Origin of the sequence: Amycolatopsis japonica (genome assembly GCF_000732925.1) — a bacterium.
In the GTDB taxonomy this organism is placed as follows: Bacteria; Actinomycetota; Actinomycetes; order Mycobacteriales; family Pseudonocardiaceae; genus Amycolatopsis; species Amycolatopsis japonica.
Map to the genome: position 1 here is coordinate 3442630 of NZ_CP008953.1, position 14988 is coordinate 3457617.

15 protein-coding genes are annotated in these 14988 nt (G+C 66.5%); 5 read left to right on the plus strand and 10 right to left on the minus strand.

Going from position 1 to position 14988, the window contains the following annotated elements; translation table 11 throughout:
* Nucleotides 1-1983, minus strand: a complete 1983-nt coding sequence (locus tag AJAP_RS16125; RefSeq protein ID WP_084098651.1) for a peroxidase family protein — start codon at nt 1981-1983, stop codon at nt 1-3.
* A 306-nt stretch (nt 1984-2289) separates the two neighbouring features.
* Here AJAP_RS16125 and AJAP_RS44810 point away from each other — a divergent pair, with 306 nt between their 5' ends.
* Nucleotides 2290-3090, plus strand: a complete 801-nt coding sequence (locus AJAP_RS44810; RefSeq protein ID WP_228694957.1) for a VOC family protein — start codon at nt 2290-2292, stop codon at nt 3088-3090.
* 53 nt (nt 3091-3143) lie between these two features.
* Here AJAP_RS44810 and AJAP_RS16135 read toward each other — a convergent pair whose 3' ends face one another.
* From AJAP_RS16135 to AJAP_RS16160, 6 genes are all read right to left on the minus strand, one after another.
* Nucleotides 3144-4541 (minus strand): FAD-dependent oxidoreductase, encoded by a 1398-nt coding sequence (locus AJAP_RS16135; RefSeq protein WP_038512387.1) that lies wholly within the window; start codon nt 4539-4541, stop codon nt 3144-3146.
* A 105-nt stretch (nt 4542-4646) separates the two neighbouring features.
* Nucleotides 4647-5084 carry a hypothetical protein gene (locus AJAP_RS16140; RefSeq protein ID WP_038512390.1) on the minus strand — a complete coding sequence of 146 codons (438 nt, stop codon included), beginning with the start codon at nt 5082-5084 and terminating at the stop codon, nt 4647-4649.
* A gap of 10 nt (nt 5085-5094) precedes the next feature.
* Entirely contained in the window at nt 5095-6171 is a 1077-nt protein-coding gene (locus AJAP_RS16145) for an ESX-1 secretion-associated protein (protein ID WP_038512393.1), read from the minus strand.
* A 66-nt stretch (nt 6172-6237) separates the two neighbouring features.
* Nucleotides 6238-6501 carry a hypothetical protein gene (locus tag AJAP_RS16150; RefSeq protein ID WP_038512396.1) on the minus strand — a complete coding sequence of 88 codons (264 nt, stop codon included), beginning with the start codon at nt 6499-6501 and terminating at the stop codon, nt 6238-6240.
* A gap of 135 nt (nt 6502-6636) precedes the next feature.
* Nucleotides 6637-6987: a hypothetical protein gene (locus AJAP_RS16155; RefSeq protein WP_038512399.1), complete on the minus strand. Its 351-nt coding sequence runs from the start codon at nt 6985-6987 to the stop codon at nt 6637-6639.
* A 13-nt stretch (nt 6988-7000) separates the two neighbouring features.
* Nucleotides 7001-7501 carry a TetR/AcrR family transcriptional regulator gene (locus tag AJAP_RS16160; protein WP_038512402.1) on the minus strand — a complete coding sequence of 167 codons (501 nt, stop codon included), beginning with the start codon at nt 7499-7501 and terminating at the stop codon, nt 7001-7003.
* Nucleotides 7502-7628: 127 nt separating this feature from the next.
* Here AJAP_RS16160 and AJAP_RS16165 point away from each other — a divergent pair, with 127 nt between their 5' ends.
* On the plus strand, nt 7629-8576 hold the full coding sequence (locus AJAP_RS16165; protein WP_228694958.1) for a helix-turn-helix domain-containing protein: 948 nt from the start codon (nt 7629-7631) through the stop codon (nt 8574-8576).
* A 47-nt stretch (nt 8577-8623) separates the two neighbouring features.
* Nucleotides 8624-9241 (plus strand): hypothetical protein, encoded by a 618-nt coding sequence (locus AJAP_RS16170; protein WP_038512408.1) that lies wholly within the window; start codon nt 8624-8626, stop codon nt 9239-9241.
* Nucleotides 9242-9313: 72 nt separating this feature from the next.
* On the opposite strand, the gene AJAP_RS16175 is transcribed toward AJAP_RS16170, so the two are convergent.
* Nucleotides 9314-9781: a hypothetical protein gene (locus AJAP_RS16175; RefSeq protein ID WP_051972475.1), complete on the minus strand. Its 468-nt coding sequence runs from the start codon at nt 9779-9781 to the stop codon at nt 9314-9316.
* A gap of 23 nt (nt 9782-9804) precedes the next feature.
* Entirely contained in the window at nt 9805-10698 is an 894-nt protein-coding gene (locus AJAP_RS16180) for a hypothetical protein (RefSeq protein ID WP_051972476.1), read from the minus strand.
* A gap of 829 nt (nt 10699-11527) precedes the next feature.
* Between AJAP_RS16180 and AJAP_RS16185 the strand changes: the two genes are divergently transcribed.
* Nucleotides 11528-12781, plus strand: a complete 1254-nt coding sequence (locus tag AJAP_RS16185) for a hypothetical protein (protein WP_148311517.1) — start codon at nt 11528-11530, stop codon at nt 12779-12781.
* A 503-nt stretch (nt 12782-13284) separates the two neighbouring features.
* Nucleotides 13285-13710, plus strand: coding sequence for a VOC family protein (locus tag AJAP_RS16190; protein ID WP_038512414.1), 426 nt, complete (start codon nt 13285-13287; stop codon nt 13708-13710).
* A 197-nt stretch (nt 13711-13907) separates the two neighbouring features.
* Here the strand turns inward: AJAP_RS16190 and AJAP_RS16195 are convergent, their stop codons facing one another.
* Nucleotides 13908-14933 carry an NAD(P)-dependent alcohol dehydrogenase gene (locus AJAP_RS16195; protein WP_038512418.1) on the minus strand — a complete coding sequence of 342 codons (1026 nt, stop codon included), beginning with the start codon at nt 14931-14933 and terminating at the stop codon, nt 13908-13910.
* Between the last annotated feature and the right edge of the window lie 55 nt (nt 14934-14988).

Here is a 14988-nt window from a genome sequence, read left to right on the forward strand (position 1 = left end):
TCAGACTTCCGCGCGGCCGCAGTGCCAGGGCTTGGCGTTCTTCGAGGCCGCCACCGCCGATCCTCCGGCCGCCGCTCCGCCGAGCACGGCGGGCGAGACGGCGTCCGCCGCGTCGGCATCCGAAGGCGCCGTGAAAGAGTGTTGCGTCCCCTGGGCGAAGAAGACGTTCGGGGCGAGGCTCTCCCGCGGCATGCCCGTGTTCAGCGCGATGAGGTCGCCGAGCGACTTCCGGTAGTCGATACCGTAGGCGCGCTTGACATGGTCCAGCAGGGAATAGTTGGCGTAGAAGAACCGGTCGCCGTCGCGCAGTGCCGCGTACTGCTTGCGCCAGATGGCCAGCTGCAGTTCGCCGAACTGCGAGCCGGGCAGGTGCCGTTCCGCGACCATGCCGACGAAGGCGTCCACTTTGTCCACGCTGCCGTAGATCGCCTTGAGCCGGGCCGCCAGCGTGCTGCGCCGCACACCCTTGGTGGCGTTGTCTGCTTCGACGGTCGTGCGCTTGCCGTGGATGTCGTACAGGGCCGTGTATTCGAGGCTGCGCGGGTCGTTGATCTCGTCGCCGGGGGTGAGGCCGGTGGACCTGAACTCCTCGGTGTGCTCACCGGTGATCGACCGGAACGACTTCTTCACGGGCAGGCCGTACGCCACGCGGAGCTGGTTGTAGGTCGGGATGCCGTGGTCGCGGCCACGCTGGATGTCGACCGCGGCGAGGTCGTTCACGCCGTGGACGCCCGGTTCGAGTTCGAAGACGAAGCTGCGCAGCATGTCGCCGATCAGTTCGTCGTTCTTGACGTGGGGCTTCAAGCCGATTCCGTGCAGCAGCGGTCCGAGCTGGACCTTCTCGACGAGATCAGGGTTGAACATCGTCTTTTCGGCCAGCGGAAGGACCATGTGGGCCTTGCCGTGTGCGACGTTCACCGTGAGCCCCAGCGCGCGCAGCTCCTCGATGGTGGCCTTGCTGTAGCGACCGGCGTCGGTTTCGATGTGGATGTCGTTGCGGATCAGGCTGTGCGCCCGGTAGCCGACCGTGGCGAACTCGTTGGAGATGCCGGTGTCGACGCCGGGGTTGTAGCCCGCGTAGCGAGGAAGCTTGACGCCCATCGAGGGCAGGAATTCGTTGTAGGTGATGTACTGCTGCTCCGCGATGACGACGGCCCTGGCGATCTGGAACCGGTCCTGCTCCGACATCGATTTCGGCAGGAGGGCCACGATCCGGTTGTGCTCGCGGGCGAACAGGGTCTGAACCGCGTTCAGCATCGGATTCTCGTTGGAACGCTGGTCTCCCGTGACCACGGGGGCGCCCGGGTCGGGCTGCGAACCCTGCACCATCGTCGGAGCGGTGTCGACGTTGCCGCGGCTGCGCTTCCGGGGAAGGTGGTTGCCCGGCATCAGCAGCCGCGCGCCTTCGTGCTCGGGATTCCCGTCGGCGGGCCCTTCACGCAACCAGTTCAAACGACTGGCGGAGGTTCCGTACACGGCCGAGGCGTCGATGTACGAGCTGATCTGGTTGATCTGCTCACGGGGGTTGGTCTCACCGGTGCCGGCGGCGGGGATCGACCGTTCGAAGAAGAGGACACCCAGATTGTTGGGGTACTTGTCGATCGGGTCGTTGGCATCGACCGGGATATTGGCGGTTTCGCCCGGTTCCCCCGTCTGCCGCCTGCCGAGGCGCATGGCGAAGGTGTGGTCGAGGAACTGCCCCCACACGAAGGCCCAGGCGCTGACGTTCCGCTCCGAGTACAGATGGACTCCGGTGTCGTTGAAGACCCGGTTGCTCACGTACCGGGGATTGGGCCCGAAGACCTGCTCGCCACGGCCGTCGGAATAGTTCGCCGGAGCCACCCGGGGGTAGACGGTTCCCGCCAGCCCCCAGTCCGGGTGGAGCTGGTTGTTCCCGACGCCGCTCAGGCTGCGCGTTTCCCACTTGCCGAGGACGACGTCACCGGCGTCCTCGGCGTTGGCGACACCGTCGAGCGGACGCATGCCCAACGTGAACGCCGCCGTCGCCCCCGCGGCGGTTCCCGTGACCAGAAAGCGCCTGCGCGAGATTGCACACATAGTTTCCTCCCAGGCCGATGAGGCCGGTGCCGTCGAGTACCCAACAGCCGGTCGGAGTCCTGAACTGGCGTCCGATCCGAACCGATCCGGTTCCCCAGTCTGGCACCGTTCCCAGACGTCACCCTCTCGTATCGTGCTCGCACGGCCGGAGGTGAGAATGCGTCTCCTGAGTGGTAATGATGGAGTTCACCCGCATTTCCCCGAAGAAGACGACACGGAAGAGGAGCTCGAATGGCTTTGACGGACGCGGTCCTGGAAACGCGGTTGCCGGCAAAGGATCTCGATCGGGCCCGACGCTGGTACGCGGAGAAGCTCGGTCTGGAACCCGTCGACGAACGACCCGGCGGGTTGCGTTATCGCTGTGGACCGACGGTTTTCTGCCTGTTCGCCTCTCGCGGTGCCTCCGACGGTTCGTTCACCCAGCTGGCGTTCGAGGTCGACGACATCGAGGCCGAAGTGGCGGAATTGCGCACCCGCGGAGTCGTCTTCGAAGAATATGACTTTCCGGGATTCCGCACGGTGAACGGGATCGTCGACATCGACAGCAACTATCCGAGCCGGGGCAGCGGCGAACGCGGGGCGTTCTTTCGTGATTGCGAGGGCAACATGATCTCGCTCGGCCAGCCCGTGCAGGCTCCGGAGCCGGACGAGGTGGGGCCCGAACTGCGCGGCACCAGCGTGTTGCTCGGCTCCGCCGATCCCGAACGGCTACGCGGGTTCTACGAGCGCGTGTTCGAGGTCGAGCCCGTTGAAGGCTGGCTTCGGCTGGGTAGTGTCGGCCTGCTCGTGGACGGCCGTGACGACGTCGCCGCCCGCACCGCCGAACCGGGCCGGGTGTTGCTCACCGTCGACACCGACGACGCGAAGACGATCGTGGAGCGGCTGCGGGCCGAGGGAGCGCCGGTGGTGAGCGATCTGGAGGAGCGTCCGGACGGTCATTTCAGCACTTTCGAAGACCCGGACGGAAACTACGTCCAGGTGATCCAGCTGAACGAGGCCTACTTCGCCCGTCTCGGTGACGCGCCGGCCTGATGTCGTGGCGAAGGCCTCTTTCCCCTGGCGACGGGGGAAAGAGGCCTTCTGCTTCACGCGGCGCGTCGCGTTCCGTCCCGCCGCTCGACAGGTGCGGCGTGGACCGCGGGCCCGGGTGCGGGCCGCCGGACGGCATGCCGCAACACCTTGGCGACCATGCCGGGGCGCATCAACGCGGTCGGCGGGTCCATCAGGCCCGCGATGCGCAGGTAGGCATCGGTGACTTCCGGATTCTTGGTGGCGGCGTACTGCACACGTGCGATGAAGGAGTTCCCGACCCGTACCTTGGGCGTGCGTTTTCCTTCCACGCCAGGGAAGTCGAGGTCACCGCCGGCGGAGATCTCCCACGGGACGTCCACGATGCGTGCGATGTCACGTAGATAGGCGGCGGGGTCGATGGCACCGCCATCGCACTGGAGGTGATCCCGCAGCGTGATCGCCTCCAGTGCGGCCACGCTCATACCCTGCCCGTAGACGGGGTTGAAACTGCACACGGAGTCGCCGAGCAGCAGCAGTCCGGCGGGGAAGCGGGTCAGGCGTTCGTAGCGGCGCCGGACGCTGGCGGGGAACCGGAAGGTGACCGGATCGGTGAGTGCTTCGCCGTCGACGACGGCCTCGTAGATCTCCGGAATGGGGAGCGAGCGGGCGAACTCCAGGTATCCCTCCGGGTCCGTGGGCGGATGGTCGCCGAGCAGCCCGGTGAGGGACAGAATGCAGACGTCGCGGCCGACCTGGCCGAAGAAGGCCCCGCGCGGATGCGCGGGCGAGGCGACCGGGTTGATCGACTGCACTCCCTCGAACCATTCCGGGCGGGTGCGGAAGGTGCGTGAGGTGTAGGCGAGCCCGACCGACACCCGGTCCTCCTCCGGGCGCCGGTAGCCGAGCCGGTCCAGCCAGGCCGGTGTCCGCGAGCCACGTCCGGTGGCGTCGACGACCAGGTCCGCCGTCAGCTCCCGCTCGTCGGATCCGAGCGCCCGGTTCTGGACCTTCACGCCGGTGACGCGGTCTTTGCCCGGCGAGGTCAGCAATCCGACGATGTCGTGGCCCTCCATGAAGGTCACGGTGGGCAGCGCGGCCACCCGTGCACGGACGGATCCCTCCAGAAACGGCCGTGGCGCGGTGACCGAGGTCAGTCCGGTACGCGCGGGCGCCAGTTTGCGGCCGTTGAAGTACCAGCGCATCTCGCCGAGGTCCCCGACCGGCACGCCCGCGGCCGACAGTTCCTCGGTGAGGCCGGGGAACAGCTCCTCGAGGACGAGCTGCCCGCGTCCGTGCAGACTGTGGGCGTGCTGGGTGTGCGGAGTGCCTCGCCTCGCTTCGTGCACACCGACCACGGTGTCCCGATCCACCACGAGAACTTCGCGGTATCTCTCGGCGAGCACACGAGCGGCCAGCACACCGGCGATACTGCCCCCGAGGACGACCGCCCGCTGTCCCGCGTAGTCACCCATCGGGCATCACTCCTCATCGCGCGGATGGATCGAATTTCGTCCGATCATGCGCCCCGCCGAGAGTGTCTGACTACTTCATGGTTGCCCTGCGAGACCCGGTGAGCATTACCAGCGCCGGTCACGCCGGGGCTGGTCCACCATGAACGAGTCGTTGTCGAAGTACGTGTCCGCGTCGTCTTCCGGCTCGGCGGCCTGCGGACGCTGGGGCACCGCCTCCTCGGCATCCAACTCCGCGTTCCGCCGAGCGAAGCGGTCCACCAGCTCGTCGAGGGACTTCCCCTCGACGTCGGCCTTGGCGTCCCCGTCGTCGACCTCACGGACCGTTCGCAGCGCCTTCTCCGTCGCCGCCGCGAACGCCTCCCGGTACGCGGTGCCGGTCCCGGCCTCGCGCAGCGTCATCTTGCCCGCCCGTATCTCCTTGGCCATCTCGGCCAGCACCGGGTCCTGCCCCTTGGCCGCCGTCCGTAGCGCGAACTCTCGGACCTCGCCGAGCCTGCTCAGGTCCAGGTTCAGTGGTGGAATCCGGTGGCGTTCGTCCGACATCGTGGCCTCCTCAGATCTTTTCGCTGGGGTGGTCGTAGTCGTGGTACTTCCCCTTGCCGGGAAGCTCCTTGAGTGTCGTGTCCGGCACCGGATCCGACGAGGCGAACCGGATCGCCGTCTCCGCGGCCTGGATGTAGTTCATGACGGAGGTGACGATCGTTCCGATGATGCCGACGATGTCCCAGACCGCCATGACCCAGCCGCCACCGGCGATCATCGCCACCGCTTCGAAGGCGGCGTCGATCAGGCCGTTCACGGCGTCGTTGATGGCGACCTGTGTCTCGTAGGCGAGCTCCGTCACCAGCTTGTACTGCTCGTAGAGCTTGTCGAAGGCCTCGGACTCGGTTTCGATCGAGTCTTTCAGGTTGTCGAAGTATTCGTAGGCGGCATCGGCGGCCTTGCCCTCCCACACCTGTGTCAGCTTGGGCAGACCGAACAACTCGAAGTTGTCGGACATACCGTGGGCGGTCGCCTTGCAGAGCTCCCATTCGAGCGCGCACGTCGCCCAAGCCTGCCACTCGCCCATGAACCACTGGACGATCCAGTCGAGCGGGTCACCGTCGAACACCCCGAGCTTCTTGCACGCCCACGCGATGAACTCGCGGATGTTGGCCATCCAGCTGATGGTGTCGAAGAACTCGCGGGTCCACTTCTCTAGTCCCTCGGCCTTCGGCTGCAGCTCGTCCGGGTCCGTCTCGACGTCGAGGTTGCCCTTGGTGGGATACCACTCGAAGGTCGCGCTCGACCCATCGTCCGCGGGCGGGAGAAAGCTCTCGTAGGTCGCGCCCGGATAGGTCGAGTCGAGCTTCGCCGCGTCGTCCTTGTCCGTCTTCTCATACATCTGGGCGGCCGAGTCGATCTCGTCCGCCGCGTGCTCCGCGATATGGGTCAGGAGCTTCATGCGACCCTTCATCGCGTCGGTGTTCGCCGAGTGGTAGCCCGCGAGCATCGTGAGGACGCCCTCCTCATGGGCGCTCAGCGTGATGTCGTCGGAGATGTTCTTCTTCACGGCCTCGGCGTCCTCGCGGCAGCCCTCGAGGAACTTCGAGAAGTCGCGTAGCGCGTCGGCTTCGACTCTGAACGACATGTGGCCTCCTCCGTGTCGTCAGAAGGTGTGGTGCCGGGCCCTGCCGGTACCGGCGCCAGGTCGCGATCACTTGTCGTAGTAGAGGTCCCAGTCCCACCCGGAGAACTGGCACTCGTAGACGGACCACTTGCCCTTCTTCAGACCCCAGTTGCCCACCGTCTTGCACGATTTCAGCGTCCAGTAGTCGTCGTAGAACTTCATCCCGGCCGTCCCGACCTGCTGGGCCGGCTCCGCCGCGACGGGAGCGGCACCGGCCGAGGCCATGCCTAGAGGCAGTGCGGCGACGGCGATCCCTGCCGCGAGCGCCGCCTTGGTGACGAACTTCCCCATGATGTCCTCCCCTGTCGATCACGTCCGTACCTCGGACGCATGATCAGAGTGGAAGGTGTCGCCGGCTGCCACAACGCCTTTGCGCTCCAGGGAAAAGGGCAGCGTCACCTGCGCCGCGCGGGGGAGCGTCGTCGTTCAGCGCAGGGCTTTCTCGATCAGCGCGACGGTCGAGCGCGGGTCGTCGACTTGGAGGACGAGGCGGGTGTAGCGCTCGTCGGCGAGTTCGATCACGACGGCCTTCGACGGGTTCTTGACGTCCCAGAAGACCTTTTCGCCGTCGAGGTGGAACGTGCCCGCTGTGATCACGCCCGGCAGGTGGGCGCCGGGCGCGCGAATTCCCTTGGGGTCGGCGGCGATGCCCGGGTCCGCGGTCGCGCCGCGGACGTTGGCCAGCGGGATGGTCAGGCTGCTCTTCAAGGCCCAGAGCTTGTCGAGACCTTCGATCACGACGACGAGGTCGTCGCCGTCGATGGAGACCAGTGCCATGTCTTTTTCCTTGTCAGTCAAGAGGATCGAGTCTTCGGGTCAGGGCGGCGCCCGCCCCGCCGGGGTCGCCGCGCAGGCGGAGGCCCAACGCGGTGGCCGTGAGGGCGGCGGCCAGGTCGATGGGGATGCCGAGTGCGTCGGCGATCGCCTGGTCCACGGTGGCCAGCGCCGTGGTCACCTCGGTGGCCACCTCCTCGTCGGCCGGTGCCCGTTCCGCCGCCGCGAGCAGCAGCAGACCGAGGTCGGCCGACGTGACGAGCCGCAGCGCGGTCGCGGCGTCCGTCGCCGCGGCGAGCGTTTCGGCCAAGGGGCGGACGTCGTCGGCGAGGTGGCGGCGTAGGGCGACGAGATAGAGGCCGCGCTTGCTGCCGAACGTCTTGTACAAGCTGTTGCGGTGCACGCCGAGATGGTTGACCAGGTCGTCGATGGACACCCCGTCGTACGAGCGGCCACCGAACAACTCCACCGCGGCGCGCACCACTTCGTCTTCGTCGAACGCCCTTCGCCTGCCCATGTCACGACCTTAGACTTTTGAGGAACGATCAGTCAAGAACGATCGTTCCTCAAAAATCGAACGAAGGGTTCTGCTCCTTTCGGTTCGTTCACTGCCGGGAGGTCCCACCGCGAGCGCGGGGACTGCCATGCTTTCCGTGCTGCGGATGTCGCTCATGGGATCACCGGAACCAGGGGGAACGGCCGTGGGGGAGTCTTCGTCGCCCGGCGACGAGTTCTGGAAGACCCGGTCGCCGGATCGACGGCTGGCGCGCTGGGTCAGTTTCTACCTGGCCTTCCAACGGATCGCACCGGTGCCGGAGACGCGTACGGTGGCTGCGCTGAACTCGGTCGTGGTGGTCATCGATCTGGACACGCCGGTTCGGCATCAGGTCTCCGGCTCGCCGCTGGCGACGGTCTCCCCGGTCGTGGGACTGTCGAATACGCCGATGACCTATACGAGGGTGGGCCGGGAGCGAGGGATCGTCATCGAGTTGACCCCCCTGGGCGCACGAGCCCTCTTCGGCCTGCCACTGCGGGAAATCAGCCGCACCATTGTGCGATTCGAAGATCTCCTGGGCACGCGAGCCTGCCTTCTTCGGGAGGAGCTACAGGAGGCGCGGGATTCGAATCACCGGTTCCGGATTCTCGACCGGCGGTTGTCGAGCTGGCTCCTGAATGAACCGGAAATGCCCAAGTCGCTCGACCGCAGCTGGCGCAGCCTGACGATATCGGGCGGTGCGGTCAAGGTCGACGACCTCGCGGAACGGGCCGGCCTGAGCCGGCAGTATCTGGCCACCCGCTTCCACCGGGAAGTCGGGCTACCGCCGAAAGTCGTCGGGCGGATCGCCCGATGTCACCGGGCGATCCGGCTTCTGACCGGCGCCTGCCCGCCCCCGCTGCCCAGGCTCGCCGCGCTCTGCGGATACACGGATCAGGCGCATCTCAACCGGGACTTCCGCCTGCTGATCGGTCGTACCCCGACAGCGTTACTGCGCCCCGGTAGCGCGACCGACCTCTATCTCGGCAGCCTCATCAGCCTGCGCCCGACACCGCCGACCGGCACGAACCTGGAATCGGGTTGCCCGATTCCCTAGCTGGGAATGTCCATCTGATCGACGGGGCCGTTGAGCCGGGAGTTGACATGGCGATCACGACGTGGGTTCAGGCGGCCGGAACCGTGTTGCTGGGGTTGGTCGGACTCTGGTTCGCCCACAACTATCGGCGACAGATCCGGCTCAAACTCGCTGAACGTCAGGTCGAGGCGTATACGCGGCTCTGGGCGCTGACCGCGTCCGCGGCCCCCTTCCGGGCTACTCCGCTGGAGCCCGCGGAGTTGAAGAAGCTCCACGACGACATGGGCAAGTGGTACTTCGACGACGGCGACGGCATCCTCACCTCGGCCGCGGCTCGCGACTTGTTCGTAGGCGTTCACGGCAATCTCGTCTGCCCGATCGGCGCGATGAAGCCGGCCGTGCTGGCCGCACAACTCACCGCGTTGTCCCCGGCCGACGCCGAACGCCGTCGCGGTTGCGCGATCGTCCGCCAGGTATCCCTCTTGCGAACCCAGCTGAAGAAGGACTTGGCCATGCACCTCGGCGTCGACTACTACACCGATCTGCAGCCCGACGATCGCGCCTTTCTGGTCAGCTGTGGTTTGTCTCCCCGGCGTCGGCCGTGGCGACCACGACGGCTGCGCCCCGCGGACCGGCCTCATGTAGACCCTTGCGTGTGCGGCGGCTGTCCGGCGGGGCCATCCTGAGTTCTGAATACGACCGACGTCTCCCGGCCCGCGGTGGGCCGGGAGACGTCGTGGATTCAGATCACCGTCGCGTCAGCAGTTTCCCCACTCGTGCGACGCGACGTTGTCCGCGATGGGCTGGCCGGAGCCGGAGCCGGTGTTCGCCCAGAAGGTGATCCGCTGCGTGCCGGGCGGCGGCGGGTTGATACTGGTGAGGTTGTTCCACGACGTGCCTCTGCCGATGCACACGTAGGCCCCCGTGTTGCTGGTGTTGTAGTGCAGCCACACGTCGTCGTTGTTGCCGGCGTATCCGTTGTTCCAGATGTCGGAGCCCTTGTTCCGCATGCCACATTCGTCCCAGTTGTTGGACTTGCCGACCCACGTGCAGTGCTTGCCGCCTGCGAAGGGGTGCTCCCAGACGTGCAGAAGGCCGTCGGCGGCGGCCACCGCGCGCTCTTCGCCGGATCGAAGCCCGACAGATGAGTTCTCGGCCTGTGCCCACGGTGTCATCGCCACGCCGATGCCGATCACAGCCGCCGCGACGAAGATCGCCTTCCTCATGGTTCCTGCCTTTCCTGGTGAATTCATCGGGATTGACTTTCGACCACCGCACGGGCCAAGGGCAGTGCGGCACGTTCCAGGCGAAGGCGGTCCGCTATCTCCCGCCCGTACCGTTGTCCTTGCAGGGCCTCGTAGTGGGCGTCGAGGCCACGGGTTACGGAAGCGAAACCGGTGCTCTGGGCACACGTCGCCTCGGCGACCGCCGCCGAGATCTCCTCCGGTCCCCGGACGCGGAACGCCTCGTGGACCCGGGCGGGATCGGCGAAGGAATAGCCTCGGTCGGCCATGCACCGGGCCCAGTCCGATAGGGCTGCTTGGAACCCCGGGTCCGCGGACACCAGTTGCCGTCGGGGCACGTGAAGCCCGTCGGTGACGGTCTTGGCCCGGAACCAGGTCTGGAGCTCGCCATAAAGCTTCTTCTCCAGTTGGGAGGTGCAACCGCGATCGCTTCGGGTCATCTCGACCCCGGCAGGCGATGTCGCGATCAAGCCCACCGGACGCTCACCATTGACCGCGGCGAGCGCCTTCGCCTTGTCCGCCGCCGACAGGCTGCCGAAGTAGCGCTTGTTCGGATCATTCTCCGCGCGTTGCCGCACCTCGTCGCGCACGTCGTTGCCGAATCCGTGTTCGCGCGCCCAGGACAGGTCGTCGACCACATAGGGGAACCGTCGGAGAAAGGAGGCCGGTTCTTCCTCGACCATGACGTAGGCGTATCCGCTGTCGGCCATACATGCTTGCAGCAGAACCTGTTCAGCCCGGTGCAGGATGGACTTCTCCTGTGCTGTCAACGGCTGTACCGACACTGTCTCGTCAACTGTCGATGGTTCGCGGTCGACAGCGACGAAAAACGTCAACGCGCCCAGCAGGCACGCGCTCCCGGCCAGCGCGAGCCGCCTGATTCTCGTCTTGGCAGACACCCTCGATCCTCCCTGTCCGCATACCACTGCCGACGGCCTATCGTGAAATAAACGCCAGAAGGCTCGGAACCAGATCGCAAAGGCCGGCCAAGAAATGGCCTATGCAAAAGGCGATAGGTTGAAGTGACCGAACACGGTTCCTTCCCTTCGAGAGGTCGCCGCCCAGGTTTCCGGAAGCGGTTTCCCGGCGCTGAACCCTGCGGCTGGACGTCGGGAATGTGTGCTCGACTTTAGTGACGTACAGAGCCCCTGGCTTGGAAAAATGTAAGGCCGCCGAACAGGGCGGCATGTCAGGCCGGAGCCGCGGATCCAGCGGCACCGTGGCTTGTCCTGGTGAGTCGGCCCGGCTGCCGGGGAGCGACGACAGTCGTCGTCGGCGGATCCAGTGGCTTCCTCGAGCCGTACCGGTCCCGGCCGATCGCGGGCCGCAGGATCGTGATGGTGTCGCCGAAGATCACGGTATATCCCCGCGGTGGAGCCGATATCGATCGACCGCCCGTGTCCAGGCCGGCGGTATCGCCGCGGCTGGGCTGGCGAACGCCACGGATTCCCCGTCCGCAGTCATCGAGGTCAGGCCCGGTTGGACGTTGAGCAGGTAGCGCACTCGAACGCGGAGCGGCATGATTTTTCCGGCTGCTCTTCGGCAGTCAAGTGTCCCCTTAAAGTGACCCGTCCGGGTGGCGTCTGCCCGACAGGGAAGCCGATGGTGCCCATTGTGACGCCCCGGCAGATCGGCGAACCCCGAACAGTGTGACGGTATCGTGCTGTTCTGCGGGAACGTGCGTGAAGTTCGATCTCCGGCAATTCACGTTGGCGAGGTGTCGCATTCATGAATGAGCGCGAAGTCGACAGGCAACGACTCGGCTCGTCCGGTCCGGCCCGCGACCGGAGTGCTCGTTCCCGGGCCACGGAAGACAAGCTCCCGCCCGGTGTGCTTCCGGGCGTGGCGAACGTGGCGAACCTGCAACGCCTCGCCGGGAACAAAGCCGTCACCGCCTATCTCGGGGCTAAGAAGCCCGGGCTCCCCGTCCAGCGCGACGTCAACAAGCGAGGTACCTTCGCCGGCTGGGGCGGGACGAACGACAGCAGCGTGATGGTCAACGCCAACGCGTCCGTCGACGTCGCCGACGGGAACCGCTCGGTCAGTCATCCGGCCTGGTTCCTCAGCAACGCCACGGAGACGGTCGAAGTCGATCCCGGAGCGACGGGAACCGTGCTGCTCCGGCTGCCCTGGTATTGGCACCACCACGGCATCGTCCAGGAACCCGGCCGGCTCTACGGCACGAACGAACGGCACATCCACGCCGGTGGTGGTCCCATCGACTACTGGGTTTCGGCGCCCTTCACGGTGACACCGGAAGGCCGAGTGGCCTTCGCCAACACCACTCCCGGCGGCACGATCGGTGCCGCCGGGTACCTCGAAGGGGTTCCGACCATCACGTCACGAGACGGCGAGAATTCCGGCACCCTGACGGTCAGCGTCGTCTTCCGGGCGCTCCAGTCCACCACCACGACGGACACCGGAACGAGGACGACGACCACCACGCTCACCGGAACGGGGACCGGGGCCGCCACCCCGGGCGGAGTGGGGGGATCGGTGACCACGGGCGGCAGCTATGCGGTGAGCGAGGCCAATTCGCACGCGGTCGGAATGACGGTGAGCGGTACCACCTCGGTCACGTGCAGCTTCGCGGTCAACCTCCGGGTGCGGATCCCGCCGAAGATCACGAAGATGAAGACCATCTTCTATTCCGCCGAGGGCAGGTTCAGGTCCGGAAACGACGGCATTCTGGGGGTGAACGAGTGGTGGGCGTCCCTTCCGGCGCCGGTGCGTGAATTGATCGTTTCCGGGCGGAAACCGGTGCGGATCACTGGCCGGGCGAGCCGGACCGGCAGCCCGGAGCGGAACGAGCGGGTGATTGCCGGCCGCATCGACGACGTCACCAGGCGCCTGCACAACGTCGCGGGCCGGATGGAAGTCGTGCCCGACAGCGAGTTCACCGTGCCCAACGAGCGGTCGGTCGTGATCAGGGTCGAGTACACGGCCGCCGAGGCGCGGGCCGGGGGAGCGGGATCCCCGTGATCCTCGCCGTCTGAAGCGTCCGTGGTCCCGCACCTGCACGCCACGTTCCGTGACGGGCACTTGGAGACGGTTCCGAGGGCCATCCTCATTTCATCGCCATTGAACGACTGAAGCCCCGCCCCTCAGAGGAGGAGCAGGGCTTCTGAACGCGACGGCGACCTGTCGGCCGCCTGCAGCCGGTGGCTCCACGACCCAGATCCGGAGATCCGGACCGCGGCCGCACAAAGGGCACCGTTCCGTCGATCGTCGGCCCGGAATTCCAGCTGACGTTCGCTCACTTCGTCACCCGTTACTGGTCCAACTGCTGCTCCCTCGACGAAGGGCAACTGCTGCACGACATCGAGCGACGTCACGGGATTCCCGCCGCGCTGATCCACGGGCGCTACGCTGCCAGCAGCCCACTCGGGATCGCTTGGTCATTGCACCGGGCTTGGCCTGGACCGGGTCCAGCAGTCGCTACGGTAGGCATCCGATGCAGGCCGCCGCGCGGAAAGGAATTGTGCATGACGAGCCGGTTCGAATGGGCGACCATGGACAGCGTGGATCCGCGGCGGCTGGCGGATTTCTGGTGTGGCGTCCTGGGCTACGTCGTTTATGAGGACAAGAACGGCGCCGTGGTCGAGATCGGACCCGATCCGGAGTCGCCGGACGAACAGCGATTGGCCGCGTTGCGTGGCGGGCCCGCCGTGCCGAATATGGTCTTCGTCCGTGTTCCCGAGACCAAGACCGTCGCCAAGAACCGGGTGCACTTCGAAATCTGTCCGATCGACTGCGACCAGCAAACCGAACTGGAGCGGTTGCTCGCGCTCGGCGCGTCCAAGACGGATGTGGGACAGGGAGACGGTCGGTCCTGGGTGGTTCTGGCCGACCCGGAGGGAAACGAGTTCTGCCTGACACGCAGCCTCGCGCCGGGGGAGTTCGCCCTGTAGCCCGGAATTGCCTTTCGGCTGGGCAGTATTCTGCATCCACAGCGAGCCGTGCTGCACGGACTGGGTCCAGGTGCGGAACGGTGCAAGTTCGCCGTGTCGAGGATGACGTCCGCGTGTTGTGGGACGTCGGTGCGGTCGACAGCGTGGTGCCGCGGCGGAGTTGTAGCGGCGAGCCGAGCCCGGGGAAGGATACGGGGTCATCGTTCGAGTACCAGCTTTCCGGCAGTACGTCCCGCGCGGCTTTCCTCGATGCCTTGTCGCAGACCCGCGAGCGTCAACGGAAAGGTGCGCGCCACATGGGGTGTGACGTGACCGTTGTCGACGAGTGCGGTCACGCGCCGCAGCAGCGAGCGGGAGGCTTTGAGGAACACGGGGATGTACTTGATCCCCCGCTTCCCGGCGCCTTGGATGCGGCGGACGGTGATCGTGGTGAGCAGGCGGACGATGGCGGCCGGGGTGACGACTCCGTCTTCGTCGCGGGAGATCGTCACGAACCGGCCGCCCTGCCGTAGTACGTGGCGGGCCTGAAGCCACTGGTTTCGGCCACCGACGGTGTCGATGACCACGTCGAAGGAGTTCGCTCCGTACTGCGCCGTCAGGTCGGTCTCGTTCCGGTCGACCACTTCGTCAGCGCCCAGCTTCAGGACGAAGTCGCGGTTGCGCGCGCTCGACACGCCGACGACGAACGCCCCGGCGGCGCGTGCCATCTGGACGGCGAAGTGTCCTACTCCGCCGGATGCGCCGATGATCGCGATCCGTGTGCCTGGGGAGATATCGCCTCGGTCGAGACAGGTCAGGGCCGTCTGTGCGGCCAAGGGAATCGCCGCGGTTTCGGCGAAACCCAGTCCGGCGGGGGCGTGGGCGAGGAGGTCTTCGGGCACGTTGACGTATTCCGTCCCGCCGCCGCCGTGGATCTCGTTGTCGGCGTACACCCGGTCGTCCACGGAGAACGTCGTGACTTCGCTGCCGACGGCCGTGACGACGCCCGCGAGGTCGAACATCGGGGTGAACGGGAAGCGGCGCCGGGTGATCAGGCGCCGGTTGCCCTCGAGCATGTGCCAGTCGATCGGGTTGATCGACGACGCCCGCACCTGCACCTGTACCTCGTGCGCGGAGGGAGGGACGACCGGTAGGTCCTTGATCAGAGCGAGAACGTCACGTGCGCCTCCATAGCGGGTCTGCACGATCGCCTGCTGCGTCCGGGGTGCTGGGGCACTGGTCACGAACGGGTCCTTCCGGCAGCCGTTGGCCTAACAGGTCATTACTGTACTCATAGTC

Excerpts from the sequence above, each read along its gene's own strand:
- AJAP_RS16140 (WP_038512390.1), bottom strand. The coding sequence starts at position 5,084 with ATGTCGGACGAACGCCACCGGATTCCACCACTGAACCTGGACCTGAGC.
- AJAP_RS16165 (WP_228694958.1), top strand. The coding sequence starts at position 7,629 with ATGCTTTCCGTGCTGCGGATGTCGCTCATGGGATCACCGGAACCAGGG.
- AJAP_RS16160 (WP_038512402.1), bottom strand. The coding sequence starts at position 7,501 with ATGGGCAGGCGAAGGGCGTTCGACGAAGACGAAGTGGTGCGCGCCGCG.
- AJAP_RS16190 (WP_038512414.1), top strand. The coding sequence starts at position 13,285 with ATGACGAGCCGGTTCGAATGGGCGACCATGGACAGCGTGGATCCGCGG.
- AJAP_RS16125 (WP_084098651.1), bottom strand. The coding sequence starts at position 1,983 with ATGCGTCCGCTCGACGGTGTCGCCAACGCCGAGGACGCCGGTGACGTC.
- AJAP_RS16170 (WP_038512408.1), top strand. The coding sequence starts at position 8,624 with ATGGCGATCACGACGTGGGTTCAGGCGGCCGGAACCGTGTTGCTGGGG.
- AJAP_RS16175 (WP_051972475.1), bottom strand. The coding sequence starts at position 9,781 with ATGAGGAAGGCGATCTTCGTCGCGGCGGCTGTGATCGGCATCGGCGTG.
- AJAP_RS16155 (WP_038512399.1), bottom strand. The coding sequence starts at position 6,987 with ATGGCACTGGTCTCCATCGACGGCGACGACCTCGTCGTCGTGATCGAA.
- AJAP_RS16135 (WP_038512387.1), bottom strand. The coding sequence starts at position 4,541 with ATGGGTGACTACGCGGGACAGCGGGCGGTCGTCCTCGGGGGCAGTATC.
- AJAP_RS16185 (WP_148311517.1), top strand. The coding sequence starts at position 11,528 with ATGAATGAGCGCGAAGTCGACAGGCAACGACTCGGCTCGTCCGGTCCG.
- AJAP_RS44810 (WP_228694957.1), top strand. The coding sequence starts at position 2,290 with ATGGCTTTGACGGACGCGGTCCTGGAAACGCGGTTGCCGGCAAAGGAT.
- AJAP_RS16145 (WP_038512393.1), bottom strand. The coding sequence starts at position 6,171 with ATGTCGTTCAGAGTCGAAGCCGACGCGCTACGCGACTTCTCGAAGTTC.
- AJAP_RS16150 (WP_038512396.1), bottom strand. The coding sequence starts at position 6,501 with ATGGGGAAGTTCGTCACCAAGGCGGCGCTCGCGGCAGGGATCGCCGTC.